This is a genomic window from Kitasatospora sp. NPDC032121, assembly GCF_055580145.1.
Genome location: NZ_JBVILX010000039.1, coordinates 1 through 22,685, shown reverse-complemented (window position 1 = coordinate 22,685; position 22,685 = coordinate 1). Strand labels below are relative to the sequence as shown.

At 75.3% G+C, this 22,685-nt stretch carries 1 protein-coding gene and 1 pseudogene; both read left to right on the top strand.

Features of this window, described 5'->3' with window-relative positions; translation table 11 throughout:
- Nucleotides 1–21: 21 nt before the first annotated feature.
- The gene (locus ACZ5OX_RS38765) at nucleotides 22–17,112 is read left to right on the top strand and encodes a type I polyketide synthase (RefSeq protein WP_465636865.1); all 17,091 of its coding nucleotides are present in this window, start codon (nucleotides 22–24) and stop codon (nucleotides 17,110–17,112) included.
- Between the two features lie 102 nt (nucleotides 17,113–17,214).
- Nucleotides 17,215–22,685 (top strand): annotated as a pseudogene (locus tag ACZ5OX_RS38760) (type I polyketide synthase); the annotation flags it as partial.

Sequence of the window (22,685 nt, the reverse complement as noted above, 5' to 3'; positions counted from 1 at the left end):
GCCGTCGTCATGGCGGACACCGTGCTGTCGACGCTGGTCACGGTTCAGGCGCTCGCCGACGCGGGCGTCGAGGCCCCGCTCTGGCTGCTGACCGGGGGTGCGGTCACCATCGGCCGCGCCGACCGGATGCGCGACGCGTCCCAGGCGCAGGTCTGGGGCCTCGGTCGGGTGGTCGGCCTGGAGTACCCGCAGGGCTGGGGCGGTCTGGTCGACCTGCCGGAGGTGCTGGACGAGCGGGCCCAGGTCCGGCTGGCCGCCGTGCTCGCCGGCCTCGGCGACGAGGACCAGGTCGCCGTGCGCGCGAACGGCGTGTTCGTACGCCGACTCGTCCGGGCCGAGCGTGCCGAAGGCACGGGCTGGAGCCCGCGCGGCACCGTCCTGGTCACCGGCGGCACCGGCGCCCTGGGCGCCCGCGTCGCCCGTTGGCTGGCGGGTGGTGGTGCGGAGCACGTGGTGCTCACCAGCCGTCGGGGCCTGGACGCCCCGGGCGCGGTGGAGCTGCGCGAGGAACTGCGGAGCCTTGGCGCCGAGGTGACGATCGCCGCGTGTGATGTCGCCGACCGTGCGGCCGTCGAGGCGCTGCTCGCCGAGCACGCCTTCACCGCCGTCGTCCACGCCGCCGGTGTGGACCGCGCGACCCCGCTGGGCACGACCACGGTGGAGGAGTTCGCCGAGGTCCTGGCCGCGAAGGTGGACGGTGCGGCGTACCTGGACGAGCTGCTCGGGGACACCGAGCTGGACGCCTTCGTCCTCTTCTCCTCCATCGCGGGTGTCTGGGGCAGTGGTGGGCAGTCCGCCTACGCCGCCGCCAACGCCTACCTGGACGCGCTCGCCGAGCAGCGCCGCGCCCGTGGCCTGGCTGCCACGGCGGTTTCCTGGGGTCCGTGGGCCGAGGGCGGTATGGCCGCCCAGGGCGACAACGAGGCCCACCTGCGTCGGCGTGGTCTGCTGCCGATGGCTCCGGCTCCGGCGGTCGCCGCTCTGGCGCAGGCCGTGGAGGGCAACGACGCGACGGTGACCGTCGCGGACGTGGACTGGTCGCGGTTCGCCCCGGCCTTCACCGCCGCCCGCCCGCGCCCGCTGATCGCCGAACTCCCGGACGTGGTCCCGGCGCTGGCCGAGACCGAGGCCGGTGGGGCCACCCCGGGCGGCCCGGCGAACGAGCTGCGGGACCGGCTGTCCGGCCGGTCGCAGGCCGAACGCGACCGCCTGCTGGTCGAGTTGGTCCGCACAGAGGCCGCCGCCGTCCTGGGGCACGCCTCCGCCGGTGCGGTCGAGGCGGGTCGGGCGTTCAAGGAGCTGGGCTTCGACTCGCTGACCGCCGTCGAGCTGCGCAACCGTCTGAACGCCGCCACGGGTCTGCGGCTGCCCGCGACCCTGGTGTTCGACCACCCGACCGCCGCCGCGCTCGCATCCCACATCGGTGCCGAACTCCTGGGCACCGTGAGCACGGTGGACGACGTTCCGGTGCGTACGACGGCCGTGGACGACGAGCCGATCGCGATCGTCGCGATGGCCTGCCGCTACCCGGGCGGCGTCACCAGCCCCGAGGACCTGTGGCGGCTGGTCGCCGAGGGCCGCGACGCCGTCGGCGGCATGCCGGCCGACCGCGGCTGGGACCTCGACGCCCTGTACGACCCGGACCCGGCGAACCCCGGCACCTCCTACGCCGACCAGGGTGGATTCCTCGACGGCGTCGGCGAGTTCGACCCCGGCTTCTTCGGCATCAACCCGCGCGAGGCCCTCGCCATGGACCCGCAGCAGCGCCTGCTGCTGGAGACCACCTGGGAGGCCTTCGAGCGGGCGGGCATCGACCCGGCGTCCGCGCGGGGCAGCCGGACCGGCGTCTTCGCCGGCACCAACAGCCAGGACTACGCGAGCCTGCTGATGGCCAGCCCGCAGGGCACCGACGGCTACCTGGCCACCAGCAACGCGGCCAGCGTGGTCTCCGGGCGTCTCGCCTACACCTTCGGGCTCGAGGGCCCGGCGGTGACGGTGGACACCGCGTGCTCCTCCTCGCTGGTCGCCCTGCACCTCGCCGTGCAGTCGCTGCGCAGCGGTGAGTGCTCGATGGCGCTGGCCGGTGGTGTGGTCGTGATGTCCACCCCGGGCACCTTCGTGGAGTTCAGCCGCCAGCGGGCGCTGGCCTCGGACGGCCGCTGCAAGGCGTTCGCCGCCGCAGCCGACGGCACCGGCTGGGGCGAGGGCGCGGGCATGCTCCTGCTGGAGCGCCTCTCTGACGCCGAGCGCAACGGGCACCAGGTGCTCGCGGTGATCCGTGGCAGCGCGATCAACCAGGACGGTGCCAGCAACGGCCTCACCGCGCCCAACGGCCCGGCCCAGCAGCGCGTCATCCGGCAGGCCCTGGCCGACGCCGGGCTGACCGCCGCCGAGGTCGACGCCGTCGAGGCGCACGGCACCGGCACCACCCTCGGCGACCCGATCGAGGCCCAGGCGCTGCTCGCCACCTACGGCCAGGAGCACACCGAAGAGCCGCTCTGGCTCGGCTCGTTGAAGTCGAACATCGGCCACACCCAGGCCGCCTCCGGCGTCGGCGGTGTGATCAAGATGGTCATGGCGATCCGCAACGGGGTGCTGCCCAAGACCCTGCACGTGGACGAGCCCACCCCGCACGTCGACTGGGCCTCGGGCGCGGTCGAGCTGCTGACCGAGGCCCGGGACTGGCCGGAGCGCGGCCGTCCGCGTCGCGCGGCCGTCTCCTCCTTCGGCATGAGCGGCACCAACGCCCACACCATCATCGAGCAGGCGCCCGCGGCCTCCCCGGTCGTCCGGGAGATCGCCGACGGGACCGCGGGCCCGCTGCCCTGGGTGCTCTCCGGGCACACCGAGGCCGCGCTGCGCGACCAGGCCCGCCGCCTGGCGTCGCACCTCACGCAGAGCGCGGCCGCCGGGGAGTCCCTCGACCCGGCCGCGGTCGCCGGCGCGCTGGCGACCGCCCGTTCGGTGTTCGAGCACCGCGCGGTGGTCGTCGGCGCGGAGGAGGCGGACCTGTTCGCCGGTCTCGCCGCGCTCGCCGACGGTGAGCAGGTGGCTCAGCTGGTCCAGGGCACGGCTCGGACGGCCGGTGGGCCGGTGTTCGTGTTCCCGGGTCAGGGTTCGCAGTGGCTGGGCATGGCCCGGGAACTGCTGGCGGATGAGCCGGTGTTCCGTTCCCGGATGGAGGAGTGCGCGAGCGCTCTTGCGCCGCACGTCGACTGGGACCTGCTGGACGTCGTCTCGGGTGAGGACGGCGGGTGGATGGAGCGGGTGGACGTGGTCCAGCCGGTGCTGTTCGCCGTGATGGTCTCGCTCGCCGAGCTGTGGCGTTCGTACGGCGTGGAGCCGTCGGCGGTGGTGGGGCACTCGCAGGGCGAGATCGCCGCCGCTGCCGTCTCCGGTGCGCTGTCGCTGGAGGACGCGGCGCTGGTGGTGGCGCTGCGCAGCCAGGCGATCATCGAACTGTCCGGTCTGGGCGGCATGGTGTCCGTCCCGCTGCCCGTGGAGAGTGTCCGCGAGCTGCTGTCCGGCCGGGATGGAATCTCGATCGCGGCCGTCAACGGCCCCAGCTCGGTGGTGGTTTCCGGCGATGCCGGTGCCCTGGACGAGCTGATGGAGCACTGCGCCGCGCAGGAGATCCGGGCGCGTCGGATCGCGGTGGACTACGCCTCGCACTCGGCGCACGTCGAGCGCATCGAGGCCCGTCTCGCGGAGCTGCTGGCCCCGGTCGCCCCGCGCGTTCCGGAGATCCCGTTCCACTCCACCGTCACCGGTGAACTGATCGACTCGGCCGCGCTGGACGCCGGTTACTGGTACCGCAACCTCCGCCAGACGGTCGAGTTCGCCAACACGGTGGGGTCCCTCCTCGCGTCGGGTCACTCGCAGTTCGTCGAGGTGAGCGCCCACCCGGTGCTGACCGTCGGCATCCAGGAGTCCGTCGACGCCGCCGGTGCCGAGGCCACTGTCCAGGGCACCCTGCGCCGTGACCATGGCGGCCGGGAGCGTTTCCTGACCGCCCTCGCCGAGGCCTGGGCCAACGGCGCCAGCGTCGACTGGGCCGCCCAGTTCCCCACGGCCCACCGCATCGACCTGCCCACCTACGCCTTCCAGCGGCAGCGTTTCTGGCCGAAGCCGTCCGGCTCCTGGATCGGCGACGCGACCGCGATGGGCCTGGAGTCCGCCGACCACCCGCTGCTCGGTGCGGCCGTGGCGCTCGCCGAGGGCGAGGGCCTGGTGCTGACCGGCCGGCTGTCGGTGCAGAGCCACCCGTGGCTGGCCGACCACGCCGTCAGCGGCGCAGTGATCCTGCCCGGGACGGCGTTCGTCGAGCTGGTGTTCCGCGCGGGCGACGAGGTCGACTGCGACCGGATCGAGGACCTGACGCTGGAGGCGCCGCTGGTGCTGCCGGAGCGCGGCTCGGTGGCCGTCCAGGTGTGGGTGGGTGCCGCCGACGGTTCGGGCGCCCGCCCGGTGTCGGTGCACTCCCGTCCGCAGGACGCCGCCGCCGACGAGCCGTGGCTGCGGCACGCGACCGGTCTGGTCGCCGCCGGTGACCAGGCGCAGACCCCGGCCGGGATCGAGACCGTCTGGCCGCCGGAGGGTGCCGTCGAGCTGCCGGTCGAGGGCTTCTACGAGCGGCTGGCCGCCGCCGGCTACGGCTACGGCCCGGCCTTCCAGGGGCTGCGGGCCGCCTGGCGGCTCGGGGACGAGGTCCTCGCCGAGGTCGAACTGCCGCACGAGGTCCGGTCGGAGGCCGGCCGGTACGGCCTGCACCCGGCGCTGCTCGACGCGGCGCTGCACACGGTGGGGCTGGGCGAGCTGCTCGCGGACACCGGCCGGGCGCGTCTGCCGTTCTCCTGGTCGGGTGTCGGTCTGTCGGCCGTCGGTGCCGCCCGGGTGCGGGTGCGCCTCGCGGCCGCCGGGCCGGACGCGGTGACGCTGCTGGCCGTCGACGAGACCGGTGCGCCGGTCGTGGCGATCGACTCGCTGGTGCTGCGCGAGGTCTCCGCCGACGGCGTGGCCGCCGGTCAGGGTGCCCCACGTGACGCGCTGTTCCGCCTGGACTGGGCGCTGCTCGGGTCGGAGCCGGTCGACGGCGCCGCCGTGAGCCGTGCGCTGGTCGCTTCGGACGCGGCCGGGCTGCCGTCCGTCCTGCGCGACCTGGCCGGGTCCGCGCGGATCTTCGCCGGTCTGCCGGAGCTGGCCGGGGTGCAGGACGTCCCCGAGCTGGTGTTCCTGCCGCTCGGCCGGGCCGCCGGTGTGACCGGTGACGGGTCGGGCGCGTTCCCGGCCGCCGAGGCCGCGCACGCGGCCGTGCTGGGGGCGCTGGCCGCCGCCCAGGCCTGGCTGGCCGAGGACCGGTTCGCCGAGTCCCGGCTGGTGTTCGTCACCAGTGGTGCCGTCGCCACCGCCACCGGCGAGGACGTCACCGACCTGGCACACGCCCCGGTGTGGGGCCTGATCCGCTCCGCGCAGTCGGAGAACCCGGGCCGCTTCATCCTGCTCGACCTCGACCTCGACCTCGGCCTCGATGCCGAGGCGGCGGACGCGGACGGCGCCGCCGAGGCCGTGCTCGCCGCGCTCGCCACCGACGAGCCGCAGCTGGCCGTGCGGGCCGGCGCGGTCCGCGCGCCCCGGCTGGCCCGTCCGGGCTCCGCGGGTCGGCTCGTTCCCCCGGTGGGGCACCCGGCCTGGCGGCTGGACGTCACGGCCGAGGGGACCCTGGAGAACCTCGTCCTGGCGCCCTGCCCGGAGGAGTTCCGCCCGCTCGGCGTCCGGGAGGTGCGGGTCGCGCTGCGCGCCTCCGGCCTCAACTTCCGCGACGTCGTGCTCGCCCTGGGCATGGTCCCCGACCAGCAGGTCATGGGGAACGAGGGCGCGGGTGTCGTCCTGGAGGTCGGCGCCGAGGTGACGGACCTGGCCCCGGGCGACCGGGTGATGGGTCTGTTCTCCGGCTCGTTCGCGCCGTACTCGGTGGTCGACCACCGCCTGCTGGCCCGGATCCCGGAGGGCTGGACCTTCGTTCAGGCCGCCTCCGTGCCGGTGGTGTTCCTGACCGCCTACTACGGCCTGGTGGACGTGGGCGGTCTGCGGGCGGGTGAGCGGGTGCTGGTGCACGCCGCCGCCGGTGGTGTCGGGATGGCCGCCGTGCAGCTGGCCCGGCACCTGGGTGCCGAGGTGTTCGGTACCGCGAGCCCGGGCAAGTGGGAGACCCTGCGGGCCTCGGGTCTGGACGACGCGCACATCGCCAACTCCCGCACCCTCGACTTCGAGGGCGCGTTCCTGGCGGCCACCGACGGCGCCGGCATGGACGTCGTGCTGGACTCCCTGTCGGGCGAGTTCGTCGACGCCTCGCTGCGGTTGCTGCCGCGCGGCGGGCGCTTCCTGGAGATGGGCAAGACCGACAAGCGGGACCCGCAGGTGGTCGCGGCCGACCACGAGGGCGTGCGCTACCAGGCGTTCGACCTGGTCGAGGCCGGTCGGGACCGGATCCGCGAGATGCTGCGGGAGATCGTCGCCCTGTTCGAGCGCGGTGAGCTGCGGCTGCTGCCGATCGCGACCTGGGACGTCCGGCAGGCGCCGGAGGCGTTCCGCTTCCTCAGCCAGGCCCGGCACACGGGCAAGCTGGTGCTGACCATGCCGCCGCTCCCGGACCGGGACGGCACCGTCCTGATCACCGGAGGCACCGGCACCCTCGGCGGGCTGCTGGCCCGCCACCTGGTGACCCGGTACGGCATCCGGCACCTGGTGCTCACCGGCCGTCGGGCCGCCGAGTCCGAGGCCGGGCGTGAACTCGCCCGCGAGCTGGGCGAGTCGGGCGCCGAGGTCACCCTGGCGTCCTGTGACGTCGCCGACCGGGCCGCGCTGGCCGCGGTGCTGGACGCCGTTCCGGCGGCGCACCCGCTGACCGCGGTGGTGCACACCGCCGGCGTCCTGGACGACGGCGTGGTGTCGGCGCTCACCCCCGAGCGCGTCACGGAGGTGCTCCGGCCCAAGGTGGACGGCGCGCTCAACCTGCACGAGCTCACCGCCGGCAGCGACCTCGCCGCCTTCGTGCTCTTCTCCGCCGCCGCCGGCACCTTCGGCGGCGCCGGGCAGGGCAACTACGCGGCGGCCAACGTGCTGCTCGACGCGCTGGCCCACCACCGCCGCGCGCTGGGCCTGCCCGCCCACGCCCTGACCTGGGGGTTCTGGGCCGAGCGCAGCGGCATGACCGGCCACCTGGACGAGGCCGACGTGACGCGCATGTCGCGCTCGGGCATGCGGGCGCTGTCCTCCGAGGACGGCCTCGCCCTGTTCGACGCGGCGCTGGGTACCGACGAGGCCCAGCTGATGCCTGCCAGGCTCGACCTCGCCACCATCCGCCAGCAGGTCGGCGCGGGCACCGTGCCGCCGCTGCTGCGCGCGCTGGTCCGGCCGAAGAGCCGCCGTACCGCGGCCGCCGTCGGCGCCGGCGAGGCCAAGTCCGGCCTGGCCCGCAAGCTGTCCGGGCTCGTCACCGCCGAGCAGCTGCGCCTGCTGACCGACCTGGTCCGCGGCCACGCGGCCACCGCGCTCGGGCACGCCACCGCCGAACAGGTGGACGCGGACCGGGCGTTCAAGGAGCTCGGCTTCGACTCGCTGACCGCGGTCGAGCTGCGCAACCGTCTCAACGCGGTCACCGGCCTGCGGCTGCCGGCCACCCTGGTCTTCGACCACCCGAGCCCGGCGGCGCTGGCCGAGTACCTGCGGGCCGAACTCGCGGGCGAGGAGCCCGCGGTGCAGGCGCCGCTGCCCGTCCCGGCCGCCGCCGCCGACGACGACCCGGTCGTCATCGTGGCGATGAGCTGCCGCTTCCCCGGTGGGGTGCGCAGCCCGGAGCAGCTGTGGCAGCTGGTCGCGGAGGGCGGCGACGCCATCAGCCCCTTCCCGGCCGACCGCGGTTGGGACACCGAGGCCCTGTACGACCAGGACCGGACCAAGAGCGGCACCAGCTACGTCCGCGAGGGCGGGTTCCTGCTCGGCGCGGGCGAGTTCGACGCGGGCTTCTTCGGGATCTCGCCGCGCGAGGCGCTCGCCATGGACCCGCAGCAGCGGCTGCTGCTGGAGGCCTCGTGGGAGGCGTTCGAGCGGGCCGGGATCGATCCGGGCGCGCTGCGTGGCAGTTCGACCGGCGTGTTCGTCGGGGCGGCCTACCAGGGCTACACCAACATCCTGGCCGGCTCCGCGCTGGAGGGTCACCTGCTCACCGGTGCCTCGACCAGCGTGGTGTCCGGGCGCGTCGCCTACACCTTCGGCCTTGAGGGCCCGGCGGTGACCGTCGACACCGCGTGCTCGTCCTCGCTGGTGGCCCTGCACCTGGCCGCCCAGGCGCTGCGCAACGGCGAGTGCTCGCTGGCCCTGGCCGGCGGCGCCACCGTGATGGCCACCCCCGGCCTGTTCGTCGAGTTCAGCCGTCAGCAGGGCCTCGCGCCCGACGGCCGCTGCAAGCCCTTCGCGGCCTGCGCCGACGGCACCGGCTGGGCGGAGGGCGCGGGCCTGCTCCTGCTGGAGCGGCTGTCCGACGCCCGCCGCAACGGGCACCCGGTGCTCGCGGTGGTGCGCGGCAGCGCGATCAACCAGGACGGTGCCAGCAACGGGCTCACCGCCCCCAACGGCCCGGCCCAGCAGCGCGTCATCCGCCAGGCTCTGGCGGCCGCCCGGCTGACCGCCGACGAGGTGGACGCCGTCGAGGCGCACGGCACCGGCACGGTGCTCGGCGACCCGATCGAGGCCCAGGCCCTGCTGGCCACCTACGGCCGGGGCCGCGACGACGACCAGCCGCTGTGGCTGGGGTCGTTGAAGTCCAACATCGGCCACGCCCAGGCGGCGGCCGGTGTCGGCGGCGTGATCAAGATGGTCATGGCGATGCGGCACGGGGTGCTGCCCAAGACCCTCCACGTGGACGAGCCGTCCCCCGAGGTCGACTGGTCGGCCGGAGCGATCGAGCTGCTGACCGAAGCCCGGCCCTGGCCGGAGACCGGGCGTCCGCGCCGTGCGGCCGTCTCCTCCTTCGGCGTCAGCGGCACCAACGCCCACACCGTCCTGGAGCAGGCTCCGGCCGAGCCGGCGGCGCCCGCGACCCAGCCGGCCACCCCGGCCGGCGCCGAGCCGCGGACGCTGCTGTGGCCGCTGTCGGCCCGCAGTGAGCAGAGCCTGCGTGACCAGGCCGCCCGTCTCCAGCGGCACCTCGCCGACCACGGCGACACCGCCGCGTCCGTCGGCTACGCGCTGGCGACCACCCGGGCCGCCCACGAGCACCGGGCCGTGCTGGTCGGCGCCGACGCCGCCGAACTGCGCGACGGGCTGGCGGCGCTGGCCGAGGGCCGTACCGCGCCCAACCTGGTGCGCGGCCGCGCCCGGGGCGGCAGGTCCGCCGTGCTCTTCACGGGGCAGGGCAGCCAGCGGCCTGGTATGGGACGGGAGCTGTACGAGGCGTACCCGGTGTTCGCCGAGGCCTTCGACGCGGTCTGCGCTCGGGTCGAACTCCCGCTGAGGGAGGCGGTGTTCGGCGAGGACGCTGCGGTTCTCGCCCGGACGGAGTTCACCCAGCCGGCGCTGTTCGCCGTCGAGGTGGCGCTGTTCCGGCTGTACGAGAGCTGGGGTGTCCGTCCGGACGTCCTGGCCGGTCACTCGATCGGTGAGCTGGCGGCCGCGCACGTCGCGGGTGTCCTCTCGCTGGACGACGCCATCACGCTGGTATCGGCCCGTGGCCGCCTGATGCAGGCGCTGCCGGAGGGTGGCGCGATGGTGGCGGTCAAGGCCGCCGAGGCGGACGTCCTTCCGCTGCTGACCGCTCAGGTGAGCATCGCGGCGATCAACGGGCCGTCCTCGGTGGTGATTTCCGGGGACGAGGCCGAAGTGCTGGCGATCGCCGGGCAGTTCGAGAAGACCAAGCGGCTGAGCGTCTCGCACGCCTTCCACTCCCCGCTGATGGACGGCATGCTGGCGGAGTTCCGTGCCGTCGCCGAGGGCCTGACCTACTCGGCGCCGCAGATCGCCGTGGTCTCCAACGTCACCGGTGAACTGGCCACCGCCGAGGAGCTGTGCTCGCCCGAGTACTGGGTGCGCCACGTCCGCGAGGCCGTCCGCTTCCTCGACGGGATGCGCACCCTGGAGGCTCAGGGCGTCACCACGTACCTGGAGCTGGGCCCTGACGGCGTCCTCACCGCGATGGCCCAGGAGTGCCTGGGCGAGTCCACCCGGGCCCGGTTCGCCACCGCGCTGCGCGCCGGCCGCCCGGAGGCGCGGACCGTCGCCACCGCCCTGGCCGCCGCGCACACGGGCGGTGTCCGGCCCGACTGGGAGGCGGTCTTCGCCGGCACCGGCGCCCATCGGGTCGCCCTGCCGACGTACGCCTTCCAGCCGGACGCCTACTGGCCGGAGCCGCTCCCGGCGGCCCCGCAGGCGGGCACCGAGCGCGCCGAACTCTCCGGAGCCGAGAGCGAGTTCTGGTCCGCCGTGGAGCGCGAGGACGTGGCGGCGCTGGCCGCGACGCTCGCGGTCGACGGCACCGGGCCGCAGGACGACCTGCTGCCCCTGTTGCCGCTGCTGTCCTCCTGGCGCCGCCGCAACCGCGACGACCGCACGGTGGACGGCTGGCGCTACCGCGTCACCTGGCAGCCGACGGCCGCCGCGACGGGAGCCGCGACGCTCTCCGGCACCTGGGTGCTGGTGTCCGGCGACGCCGCCCCCGAGCTGGTCGAGGCGGCCGAGCGGGCGCTGACCGCCCACGGCGCCGCGGTGCACCGGCTGGAGCCGGGCACCCGGTCGCGGGAGGAGGCGGCCGCCCTGGTGGCGCAGCTGCCGTCCGCCCCTGCCGGTGTGCTGGCGCTCGCGCCGAGCGCGGAGTCGGCGCTGGTCCTGATCCAGGCGCTCGCCGACGCCGAGCTCACCGCCCCGCTGTGGCTGGCCACCTCGGGCGCGGTCTCGGTCGGCCGCGCCGACCGGCTGCGCGACGCGGCGCAGGCCCAGGTCTGGGGCCTCGGCCGGGTGGCGGCGCTGGAGCACCCCGCGCTCTGGGGCGGTCTGCTCGACCTGCCCGAGGTGCTGGACGAGCGGGCGCAGGGCCGGCTGGCCGCCGTCCTGGCCGCTCCGGCCGACGAGGACCAGCTGGCGGTGCGCGCCTCGGGCGTGTTCGTGCGCCGGCTCGTCCGGGCCGAGCGCGCCGAGGGCGCGGGCTGGAACCCGCGTGGCACCGTCCTGGTCACCGGCGGCACCGGCGCCCTGGGCGCCCGGGTCGCCTGCTGGCTGGCCGAGCACGGCGCCGAGCACCTGGTGCTGACCAGCCGTCGCGGCCCGGACGCCCCGGGTGCGGCCGAACTGCGCGCGGAGCTGGAGGGCCTCGGCGCCCGGGTGACGGTCGCCGCCTGCGACGTCGCCGACCGTGCGGCCGTCGAGGTACTGCTCGCCGAGCACCCCGTCGACGCGGTCGTGCACACCGCGGGCGTCGGCCAGACCACCCCGCTGGCCGCCACCGGCCTCGCGGAGTTCTCCGCGGTCGTGGCCGCCAAGGTGGCCGGTGCGGCGCACCTGGACGAGCTGCTCGGCGACACCGAACTGGACGCCTTCGTCCTGTTCTCCTCGATCGCCGGCACCTGGGGCAGCGCGGGCCAGTGCGCCTACGCGGCGGGCAACGCCTACCTGGACGCCCTGGCCGAGCAGCGGCGTGCCCGCGGCCTGGCCGCCACGGCCGTCGCCTGGGGCCCCTGGGCCGACGGCGGCATGGCCGACGGCGAGGCGGGCGAGCAGCTGCGCCGCCGCGGCCTGGCGCCGATCGCGCCCGACCTGGCGATCGCCGCGCTGGCCGGTGCGGTCGGCTCGGACGAGCCGGCGCTCACCGTGGCCGACGTCGACTGGGCGCGCTTCGCGCCGGCCTTCGCCGCCACCCGTCCGCGCCCGCTGCTCGACCGGATCGCCGAGGCGGGCGAGGCGCTGGCCGCCGGCTCCCGCCCGGCCGCCACCGACGCCGCGGGCACCCTGCGCACCCACCTGCTCGGCCTCGCCGAGGGTGAGCGCCGCCAGTACCTGCTGGACCTGGTGCGGACCGAGGCCGCCGCCGTCCTCGGCCACGCCTCGGCCACCCGGGTCGAGGAGGACCGGGCGTTCAAGGAGCTGGGCTTCGACTCGCTGACCGCGGTCGAGCTGCGCAACCGGCTCACCGAGACCAGCGGCCTGCGGCTGCCCGCGACCCTGGTCTTCGACCACCCGACGCCGCTCGCCCTGGCCGAGCACCTGCGGACCGAACTCGTCGGCGCCGAGCCGCAGTCGGCCCTGCCCGCCGTCCGTCCGGCCGCCGGCGACGGCGCCGGGACGCAGGACGACCCGATCGCGATCGTCGCGATGGCCTGCCGCTACCCGGGCGGTGTCCGCACCCCCGAGGAGCTGTGGCAGCTGGTGCTCTCCGGCACCGACGCGGTCGGCGAGATGCCGACCGACCGCGGCTGGGACCTGGACGCCCTGTACCACCCGGACCCGGAGCACCCGGGCACCTCCTACGCCCGCCACGGCGGCTTCGTCCACGACGCCGACCGCTTCGACCCGGCGTTCTTCGGCATCTCGCCGCGCGAGGCGGTGGCGATGGACCCGCAGCAGCGCCTGCTGCTGGAGACCTCCTGGGAGGCCTTCGAGCGGGCCGGCATCGACCCGGCCACGCTGAAGGGCAGCCAGGCCGGCGTGTTCGTCGGCTCCAACGGCCAGGACTACGCGACCCTGCTGCTCGGCGCGCCGCAGGAGGCCGACGGCTTCCTCGGCACCGGCAACGCGGCCGCCGTGGTCTCGGGCCGGCTGGCGTACACCTTCGGGCTCGAGGGCCCGGCGGTGACGGTGGACACCGCGTGCTCCTCCTCGCTGGTCGCCCTGCACCTCGCCGTGCAGGCGCTGCGCAGCGGCGAGTGCGCGCTGGCCCTGGCCGGCGGTGTCACCGTGATGTCGCTGCCGGGGGCCTTCCTGGAGTTCAGCCGCCAGCGCGGCCTCGCCGCCGACGGCCGCTGCAAGTCCTTCGCGGGCGCCGCGGACGGTACGGGCTGGGGCGAGGGCGCCGGTGTGCTGCTGCTGGAGCGGCTGTCGGACGCCGAGCGCCTCGGGCACCCCGTGCTCGCCGTGGTGCGCGGCAGCGCGATCAACCAGGACGGTGCCAGCAACGGCCTGACCGCCCCGAACGGCCCCGCGCAGCAGCGGGTGATCCGCGCGGCGCTGGCCAGTGCCGGGCTGTCGGCCGGCGAGGTCGACGCGGTCGAGGCGCACGGCACCGGCACGGTGCTCGGCGACCCGATCGAGGCCCAGGCCCTGCTCGCCACCTATGGGCAGGAGCGCGGCGGGGACCCGCTGTGGCTCGGCTCGCTGAAGTCCAACATCGGCCACACTCAGGCGGCAGCCGGTGTCGGCGGTGTGATCAAGATGGTGATGGCGATCCGGGAGGGCGTGCTGCCGCGCACCCTGCACGTCGACGAGCCCACCCCGCACGTCGACTGGTCGGCGGGCGCCGTCGAGCTGCTGACGGAGTCGCGGGACTGGCCGCAGACCGGCGCCCCGCGCCGCGCGGGCGTCTCCTCCTTCGGGTTCAGCGGCACCAACGCCCACGTCATCCTGGAAGGCATCCAGCCGGTGGCCGAAGCCGGGGAGGACCGGGCCGCCGTCGAGCCGCCGGTCCTGCCGGTGGTGCTGTCCGCCCGGTCCGAGTCGGCCCTGCGCCGGCAGGCCGGCCGCCTGCAGTCCCACCTGGCCGGCCACCCGGAGGTCACGCTGCTCGACGCCGCGTACTCGCTGGCGACCGGGCGCGCCGCCCACGAGTACCGCGCGGTGCTCAGCGGCGCGGACCGCGCGGCGGTGCTGCGCGGGCTCGGAGAACTCGCCGAGGGCGGCTCCCTGCCGGGCCTCACCCGGGGCGAGGCCGGCGGGAAGTCGGCGTTCCTCTTCACCGGGCAGGGCAGCCAGCGTCCGGGGATGGGGCGTGAGCTGTACGAGGCCTATCCGGTGTTCGCGGACGCCTTCGACGCGGTCTGCGCGCGGGTCGAACTCCCGCTGCGTGACGCCGTGTTCGGCGACGACGCCGCGGTTCTCGCCCGGACGGAGTTCACCCAGGTGGCGCTGTTCGCGGTCGAGGTGGCGCTGTTCCGGCTCTTCGAGAGCTGGGGGGTCCGTCCGGACTTCCTGGTCGGCCACTCGATCGGCGAGATCGCGGCCGCGCACGTCGCGGGTGTCCTCTCGCTGGACGACGCCGTCGCCCTGGTGGCGGCGCGTGGCCGGCTGATGCAGGCGCTGCCGGAGGGCGGTGCGATGGTGGCGGTCAAGGCCTCGGAGGAGGAGGTGCTGCCGCTGCTGACCGCCCAGGTGAGCATCGCGGCGATCAACGGGCCTGCCTCCGTGGTGGTTTCGGGCGAGGAGTCCGAAGTCCTCGCGATCGCCGGGAAGTTCGAGAAGACCAAGCGGCTGAGCGTCTCGCACGCGTTCCACTCGCCGCTGATGGACGGGATGTTGGAGGAGTTCCGGGCCGTCGCCGAGGGGCTGACGTACAGCGCCCCGCGCATCCCGGTCGTCTCCAACGTCACCGGGGACATGGCCACGGCCGAGGAGCTGTGCTCGCCCGAGTACTGGGTGCGCCACGTCCGCCAGGCCGTCCGCTTCCTCGACGGGATGCGCACCCTGGAGGCCCAGGGCGTGACCACCTTCGTCGAACTCGGCCCCGACGGCGTGCTCTCGGCCATGGGTCAGGACTGCGTCGACGGACCGGACACCGCCTTCGCCGCCGCCCTGCGCGGCGACCGGCCCGAGCAGGACGCGCTCGCCGCCGCCCTGGCCGTGGCCCACACCCGTGGCGCGGCGGTCGACTGGGAGGCCCTGTTCGCCGGCTCCGGCGCCCGCCGGGTGGACCTGCCGACCTACGCCTTCCAGCGTGAGCGGTACTGGCCGAAGACCGCCCCGGCGGCCCCCGCCGGCGGCACCGAGCACGACCCGGCCGAGGCGGACTTCTGGGCCGCCGTGGAACGCGGCGACCTGGCCGCGCTGACCGGCGCCCTGGACGTCCGCGGGGACGAGCCGCTGAGCGCGGTCCTGCCCGCCCTGTCGTCCTGGCGGCGCCGCAACGCCGACGAGTCGACGCTGGACCGCTGGCGCTACCGCGTCAGCTGGCGCGCCCTGCCCGGCGACCAGGACGACACCCCGTCCCTGGACGGCCGCTGGCTGGTCGTCGAGCCCGCCGACCGGGCCGGCGAGCAGCCGGCCGGCGACCTGGCGGACCTGCTGGCCGGGCACGGCGCCCGGGTCGAGCGGATCACCGTCGACCCGGCGACCGCGGACCGCACGGCCCTGGCCGGCGAGCTGCGCGAGGCCGCCGGCGGCACGGAGGCCCCCATCGCGGGCGTGCTCTCCCTGCTCGCGCTGACCGGGCGCTCGAACGCCGAGCACCCGGGCCTGTCCGCCGGCCTGTCCGGCACCCTGGCCCTGGTGCAGGCGCTGGGCGACGCCGGAATCGGCGCACCGCTCTGGCTGATCACCAGCGGCGCGGTCTCCACCGCTCCGACGGACCGGCTGCGTAACGCCGTCCAGGCCCAGGTCTGGGGCCTCGGCCGGGTCGTCGGGCTGGAGCAGCCGCAGCGCTGGGGCGGTCTGCTGGACCTGCCCGAGACGCTCGACGACCGGGCGCGGCAGCACCTGGCGGCGGTCCTCGCCGGCGCCGACGGGGAGGACCAGATCGCCCTGCGGTCCTCCGGCGCGCTGGTCCGCCGGCTGGTGCACAGCCGTCCGCTCGGGGCGGCCGAGGCGCCGGCCCCGTGGACGCCGCGCGGCACCGTGCTGATCACCGGCGGCACCGGCGCCCTCGGCGGGCAGGTCGCCCGCTGGCTGGCGCGGGCCGGCGCCGAGCACCTGGTGCTCACCAGCCGGCGCGGCGCGCAGGCCGCCGGGGCCGCCGAGCTGGCCGCCGAGCTGACCGGGCTCGGCGCCCGGGTCACCCTCGCGGCCTGCGACGTGGCCGACCGCGCGGCCGTCGCCGGGCTGCTCGCCGAGCACCCCGTCGACGCCGTGGTCCACGCGGCCGGCCTGGACCTGGCCGTACCGCTGGCCGAGATCACCGCGGACCAGCTGGCCGAGGTGCTGGCGGCCAAGGTCGGCGGCGCCGTCCACCTGGACGAGCTGCTCGGCGACACCCCGCTGGACGCGTTCGTGCTGTTCTCGTCCATCGCGGGCATCTGGGGCAGCGGAACCCAGGGCTCGTATGCGGCCGCCAACGCCTTCCTGGACGCCCTGGCCGAGCAGCGCCGCTCGCGCGGCCTGGCCGCCACGGCCGTCTCCTGGGGCCCGTGGGCCGGCGGCGGGATGGCCGAGGGCGAGGCCGAGGGGCACCTCGCCCGCCGCGGACTCCCGGCGATGGCACCGGAGTTGGCCGTCGCGGCACTCGACCGGGCACTCGGCCTCGGCGAGACCGCGGTGACCGTCGCGGACGTGGACTGGGCGCGCTTCGCCCCGGCGTTCACCGCCGGCCGGGCCCGCCCGCTGATCGCCGACCTGCCCGAGGTCGCCGCGGCCCTCGCCGACGACGGGCCGCAGAGCGGCCCGCGCACCGGCGCCTCCGGGCGGCCGGTCCTGGTGGAGCGACTCACCGAGGCCCCGGAAGCCGAGCGCAGGCGCCTGCTGGTCGACGCGGTACGGACCGAGGCGGCGGCGGTGCTCGGCCACACCGGCACCGACGGCGTCGGGACGGCCCGGGCCTTCCGGGAGCTGGGCTTCGACTCGCTGACCGCGGTCGAACTGCGCAACCGCCTGAACGGCCTCACCGGCCTGCGGCTGCCCGCCACCGTGGTCTTCGACTACCCGACGCCCACGGCCCTGGCCGAGCACCTGCACCCGCAGCTGCTCGCCGACCCGCGGTCCGGAGACGAACCGCTGCTGGACACCCTCGCCCGGCTGGAGGCCGCGCTCGCGCAGCCGCTGCCCGACGAGGACACCGGCGAGGAGGTGGTCGCCCGCCTGCAGGCCGTCCTGGCCCGCTGGAGCGACCGGCGCGACGCGCCGACCGCCGCCACCACCGCGCAGAAGCTGGACGAGGCGACCGCGGACGAGGTCTTCGCGTTCATCGACAACGAGTTGGGGATGTCGTGACCGGCATTCGACAGAGCACCACCGGACTGCCGGATCACCAGAAGGAGTTGGCCAGCGATGGTCGCTGAAGAGAAGCTGCTGGGCTACCTCAAGAAGGTCACCGCCGACCTGGCGGACACCCGGGAGCGGCTGCGCGAGGCCGAGTCGGCCTCCACCGAGCCGATCGCCATCGTCGCGATGGGCTGCCGGTTCCCCGGCGGCGTCGACTCGCCCGAGACGCTCTGGCACCTGCTGCGGGACGGCCGCGACGCGATCACGCCGTTCCCGGCCGACCGCGGCTGGGACCTGGACGCGCTGTACGACCCGGACCCCGACCGGCAGGGCACCAGCTACGTCCGCGAGGGCGGCTTCATCCAGGGCGCCGCCGAGTTCGACCCGGCGTTCTTCGGCATCTCGCCGCGCGAGGCCCTCGCCATGGACCCGCAGCAGCGCCTGCTGCTGGAGACCTCCTGGGAGACCATCGAGCGGGCCGGCCTCGACCCCGCCGCCCTGCGCGGCACCCGGGTCGGCGTCTTCGCCGGCACCAACATGCAGGACTACACCAACCTGCTGCTGATCTCCCAGGAGGGCTTCGAGGGCCACCTCGGCACCGGCAACGCGGCCAGCGTGGTCTCCGGCCGCATCTCCTACACCCTGGGCCTGGAGGGCCCGGCCGTCACCGTCGACACCGCCTGCTCCTCCTCCCTGGTCGCCCTCCACCTGGCCGTCCAGTCGCTGCGCAACGGCGAGTGCACGCTCGCCCTGGCCGGCGGCGTCGCCATCATGTCGACGCCCGGCGCCTTCCTGGAGTTCAGCCGCCAGCGCGGCCTCGCCGAGGACGGCCGCTGCAAGCCCTTCGCGGCCGCCGCCGACGGGACCAACTGGTCCGAGGGCGTCGCGATGCTGCTCGTCGAGCGGCTCTCCGACGCCCGCCGCAACGGCCACCCGGTGCTCGCCGTCGTGCGCGGCTCGGCGATCAACCAGGACGGCGCCAGCAACGGCCTCACCGCCCCCAACGGCCCCGCCCAGCAGCGCGTCATCCGCCAGGCCCTGGCCGGCGCCCGGCTCACCCCCGCCCAGGTCGACGCCGTCGAGGCGCACGGCACCGGCACCTCGCTGGGTGACCCGATCGAGGCCCAGGCCCTGCTCGCCACCTACGGCCGCGGCCGCGCCGCCGCCGACCGGCCGCTGTGGCTCGGCTCGGTGAAGTCCAACATCGGGCACACCCAGGCCGCCGCCGGCGTCGCGGGCGTCATCAAGATGGTGCTCGCCATGCAGCACGGCGTGCTGCCGCAGACCCTCCACGTCGACCAGCCGTCCCCGCACGTGGACTGGTCGGCCGGCGCCGTCGAGCTGCTGACGGAGTCGCGCGACTGGCCCGAGACCGGCGAACCGCGCCGGGCCGGCATCTCCTCCTTCGGTATGAGCGGCACCAACGCCCACGTCATCCTGGAGCAGGCGCCCGCGCCGACCGCCGAGCCGGCACAGGCGCCCGCCGGGACCCCGGGCACCGCCGCCCCGCTCCCGCTGCTGCTGTCGGGCCGGAGCGCGGACGCCCTCGCCGCCCAGGCCGGACGCCTCCGCGCCCACCTGGCGGAGCACCCCGAACTCCCGCTGGACGCAACGGCTTTCGCCCTCGCCACCACCCGCAGCCACCACGAGCACCGCGCCGCGGTGACCGGCCACGGCGACCGCGACGCACTGCTCGCGGCGCTGGACGCCCTAGCGGCGGACCGCCCGCTGGCGGGCGTGGTGCGGGGCGTGGCCGGCGACGGACGGACGGCGTTCCTGTTCACGGGGCAGGGGAGCCAGCGTCCGGGGATGGGGCGTGAGCTGTACGAGGCCTATCCGGTGTTCGCGGAGGCCTTCGACGCGGTGTGCTCGCGGGTGGAACTGCCGCTGAAGGAGGCGGTGTTCGGGGAGGACGCTGACGTTCTCGCCCGTACGGAGTTCACCCAGGTCGCGCTGTTCGCGGTGGAGACCGCGCTGTTCCGCCTGGTGGAGAGCTGGGGGGTCCGTCCGGACTTCCTGGTGGGCCACTCGGTGGGCGAGCTGGCGGCCGCGCACGTCGCGGGCGTGCTGTCGCTGGACGACGCGGTGGCACTGGTCGCGGCGCGTGGCCGGCTGATGCAGGCGCTGCCGGAGGGCGGCGCGATGGTGGCGGTCAAGGCCACCGAGGCCGAGATCCTGCCGCTGCTGACCGCCCAGGTGAGCATCGCGGCCGTCAACGGGCCGTCCTCGGTGGTGATTTCCGGGGACGAGTCCGAAGTGCTGGCGATCGCCGGGCAGTTCGAGAAGACCAAGCGGCTGAGCGTTTCGCACGCGTTCCACTCGCCGCTGATGGACGGCATGCTGGACGACTTCCGCCGGGTGGCGGAGGGTCTGACCTACGCGGCGCCGCAGATCGCCGTGGTCTCCAACGTGACCGGTGCGGTCGCCACGGCGGAGGAGCTGTGCTCGCCCGAGTACTGGGTCCGGCACGTGCGCCAGGCGGTTCGCTTCGCCGACGGCATGCGCACTCTGGAGGCCCAGGGCGTCACCACGTACCTCGAGCTGGGCCCCGACGGCGTGCTCTCGGCCATGGGCCAGGAGTGCGTCGAGCAGGGCGTGTTCGTTCCGGCGCTCCGGAACGGCCGGGACGAGCGGGCCGGCGTCGCGGAGTGCCTGGCGATCCTGCACGTCCACGGCGTCCCGGTGGCCTGGACGACAGGGGTGGCGCTTCCCCCGGTCGAGCTGCCGACGTACGCGTTCCAGCGTGAGCGCTACTGGCCGACTGTGGCCTCGGGCTGGCTGGGCGAGGTCGCCTCGCTGGGCCTGGGTGCGGCCGACCACCCGCTGCTGGGGGCCGGCGTGTCGCTGGCCGACGCGGAGGGCTTCCTGTTCACGGGGCGTCTGTCGGTGGAGTCGCACCCGTGGCTGGCCGATCATGCGGTGCTGGGTTCGGTGATCGTTCCTGGCACGGCGTTCGTGGAGTTGGCGGTGCGTGCGGGTGACCAGGTGGGTTGCTCGCTGGTGGAGGAGTTGACGCTGGAGGCGCCGTTGGTGCTTCCGGGGTCGGGTGGTGTGCAGGTCCAGGTGACGGTGGGCGCGGTGGACGCGTCCGGGCGTCGTTCGGTGGCTGTGCACGGTCGGGCCGAGGGCTCGTCGGAGTGGGTCCGTCATGTCTCGGGTGTGCTGGCGGAGAACTCGTCGGCTGCTGAGGGTGCGGGTCTGGTGGAGTGGCCGCCGGCGGGTGCCGAGGCGGTGGAGCTGGACGGGTTCTACGGGGCGATGGAGGGCGTCGGGTTCGGTTACGGCCCGGTGTTCCAGGGTCTGCGGTCGGCGTGGCGTCGTGACGGTGAGGTGTTCGCCGAGGTGGCGCTGCCGGAGGCGGTGGCGCGGGAGGCGGCCGGTTTCGGGCTGCACCCGGCGCTGCTGGACGCGGCGTTGCACGCGGTCGGGCTCGGTGGCCTGGTGGAGGACGCGGGAGCGGGCCGGTTGCCGTTCGCGTGGTCGGGTGTGTCGCTGGTCGCTTCGGGCGCGGGTGCGTTGCGGGTGCGGTTGGTGTCGGCGGGTGCGGACGCGGTGTCGTTGACGCTGGCGGACGCGGAGGGCCGTCCGGTCGGTTCGGTGGAGTCGCTGGTGCTGCGGCCGGTGGTCGCCGGGCAGCTGGTGGCCGCGGGTGGGTCGGGTGACTCGCTGTTCGGTGTCGACTGGGCGCAGGTTGCGTTCGGTGAGGCTGCCGATGAGGTCCTCGTGGTGGGTGACCTCGCGGAGCTGGATGCGGTGGAGGTCGTGCCGTCGCTGGTGGCGGTGGAGTTCGGTTCTGCGGATGGTTCCGGTGCCGAGGAGGTGCACGCGGCTGCGGTCCGTGCGCTGGAGCTGGTGCAGGAGTGGCTGGCGGAGGAGCGGTTCGCCGCTTCGAAGCTGGTCGTGGTGACGCGTGGCGCTGTCGCTGTGGATGCGGTGTCGGGTGTTGCGGGTCTGGCGGAGTCGGTGGTCTGGGGTCTGGTGCGCTCGGCGCAGTCGGAGAACCCGGACCGGCTGGCGCTGGTGGACCTGGAGGCGGACGCCGAGCTGCCGTCGGGTGTTGTCGAGTCCGGTGAGCCGCAGGTGGCGGTGCGTGGGGGTGTGGCGTTCGCGCCGCGTCTGGTGCGCGTTGCCGCTTCCTCGGAGAGCAGCGTGTCGCTGGGCGAGGGTACGGTTCTCGTCACGGGTGGTACGGGTGGTCTCGGTTCGCTGGTGGCCCGGCACCTGGTCGTCACTCACGGTGTGCGGAGTCTGGTGCTGACCAGCCGCCGCGGCCTGGGCGCGCCGGGCGCGGCCGAGCTGCGTGATGAGCTGGCCGGGTTGGGCGCCGAGGTGGACGTCGTCGCGTGCGACGTGTCCGACCGCGACGCTGTCGCGGCGCTGCTGGAGGGTCGTTCGCTGTCGGCGGTGGTCCACACGGCCGGCGTGCTGGACGACGGCGTGGTGTCGTCGCTGACGCCGGAGCGGCTGTCGGCGGTGCTGCGTCCGAAGGTGGACGCGGCGGTGATCCTGCACGAGCTGACCGCCGGAATGGACCTGTCGGCGTTCGTCCTGTTCTCCTCCGTGTCGGGCGTGTTCGGTGCGGCGGGGCAGAGCAACTACGCTGCGGCCAATGCGTTCCTGGACGCTCTGGCGGCCCGCCGCCGGGCCGAGGGGCTGCCGGGCACGTCGCTGGCGTGGGGTCTGTGGGCCGAGGACGGCGGCATGTCCGCCGCCCTGAGCGAGGCCGACGTCCGCCGCCTTGCTCGCGCGGGCGTCGCCCCGCTGCGCGCCCAGGAGGGCCTGGCCCTGTTCGACGGTGCGCTCACGCTGGAGCGCGCCCTGGTCGTCCCGATGCACCTCGACCCGGTGGCGATGACCGGCGGCGGTGAGGTCCAGCCGCTGCTGCGGGCTCTCGTTCGCACGCCGCGCCGCCGGAAGGTCGGCACCGGCACCGGTGCGTCGGTCGAGCTCTCCCGGGCCCTGGCCGGCCTGACCGAGTCCGAGCGGCTGAGCACGCTGCTGGCGATGGTGCAGGCGCAGGTCGCGTACGTCCTCGGGCATGCCGCCCCCGACAGCATCGACCCGGTCCGGGCGTTCAAGGACCTCGGCTTCGACTCGCTGACGGCCGTGGACCTCCGCAACCGCCTCAACGCGACCACCGGCCTGCGCCTGTCGGCGACGCTGGTCTTCGACTACCCGACGCCCGAGGCGCTCGCCGGTCACCTGGCCGCCGAACTCGTCGGCCGCGCCGAGGAGTCGCGCCCGAGCGTGCCTACGGTCAGGTCGTACCGCGATGACGAGCCGATCGCGATCGTCGGGATGGCCTGCCGCTACCCGGGTGGGGTCGCCTCGCCCGAGGACCTGTGGCAGCTGGTGCTCGGCGGCGGCGACGGCGTCACGTCCTTCCCGACTGACCGTGGCTGGCACCTGGATGCCCTGGAGGACGTCAACTCTGGTGTTTCCGGGACGAGTTACGTCACGGAGGGTGGTTTCCTGCACGACGCGGGTCTGTTCGACCCGGCGTTCTTCGGGATCAGCCCGCGTGAGGCGTCGGCGATGGACCCGCAGCAGCGTCTGCTGCTGGAGACGTCCTGGGAGGCGTT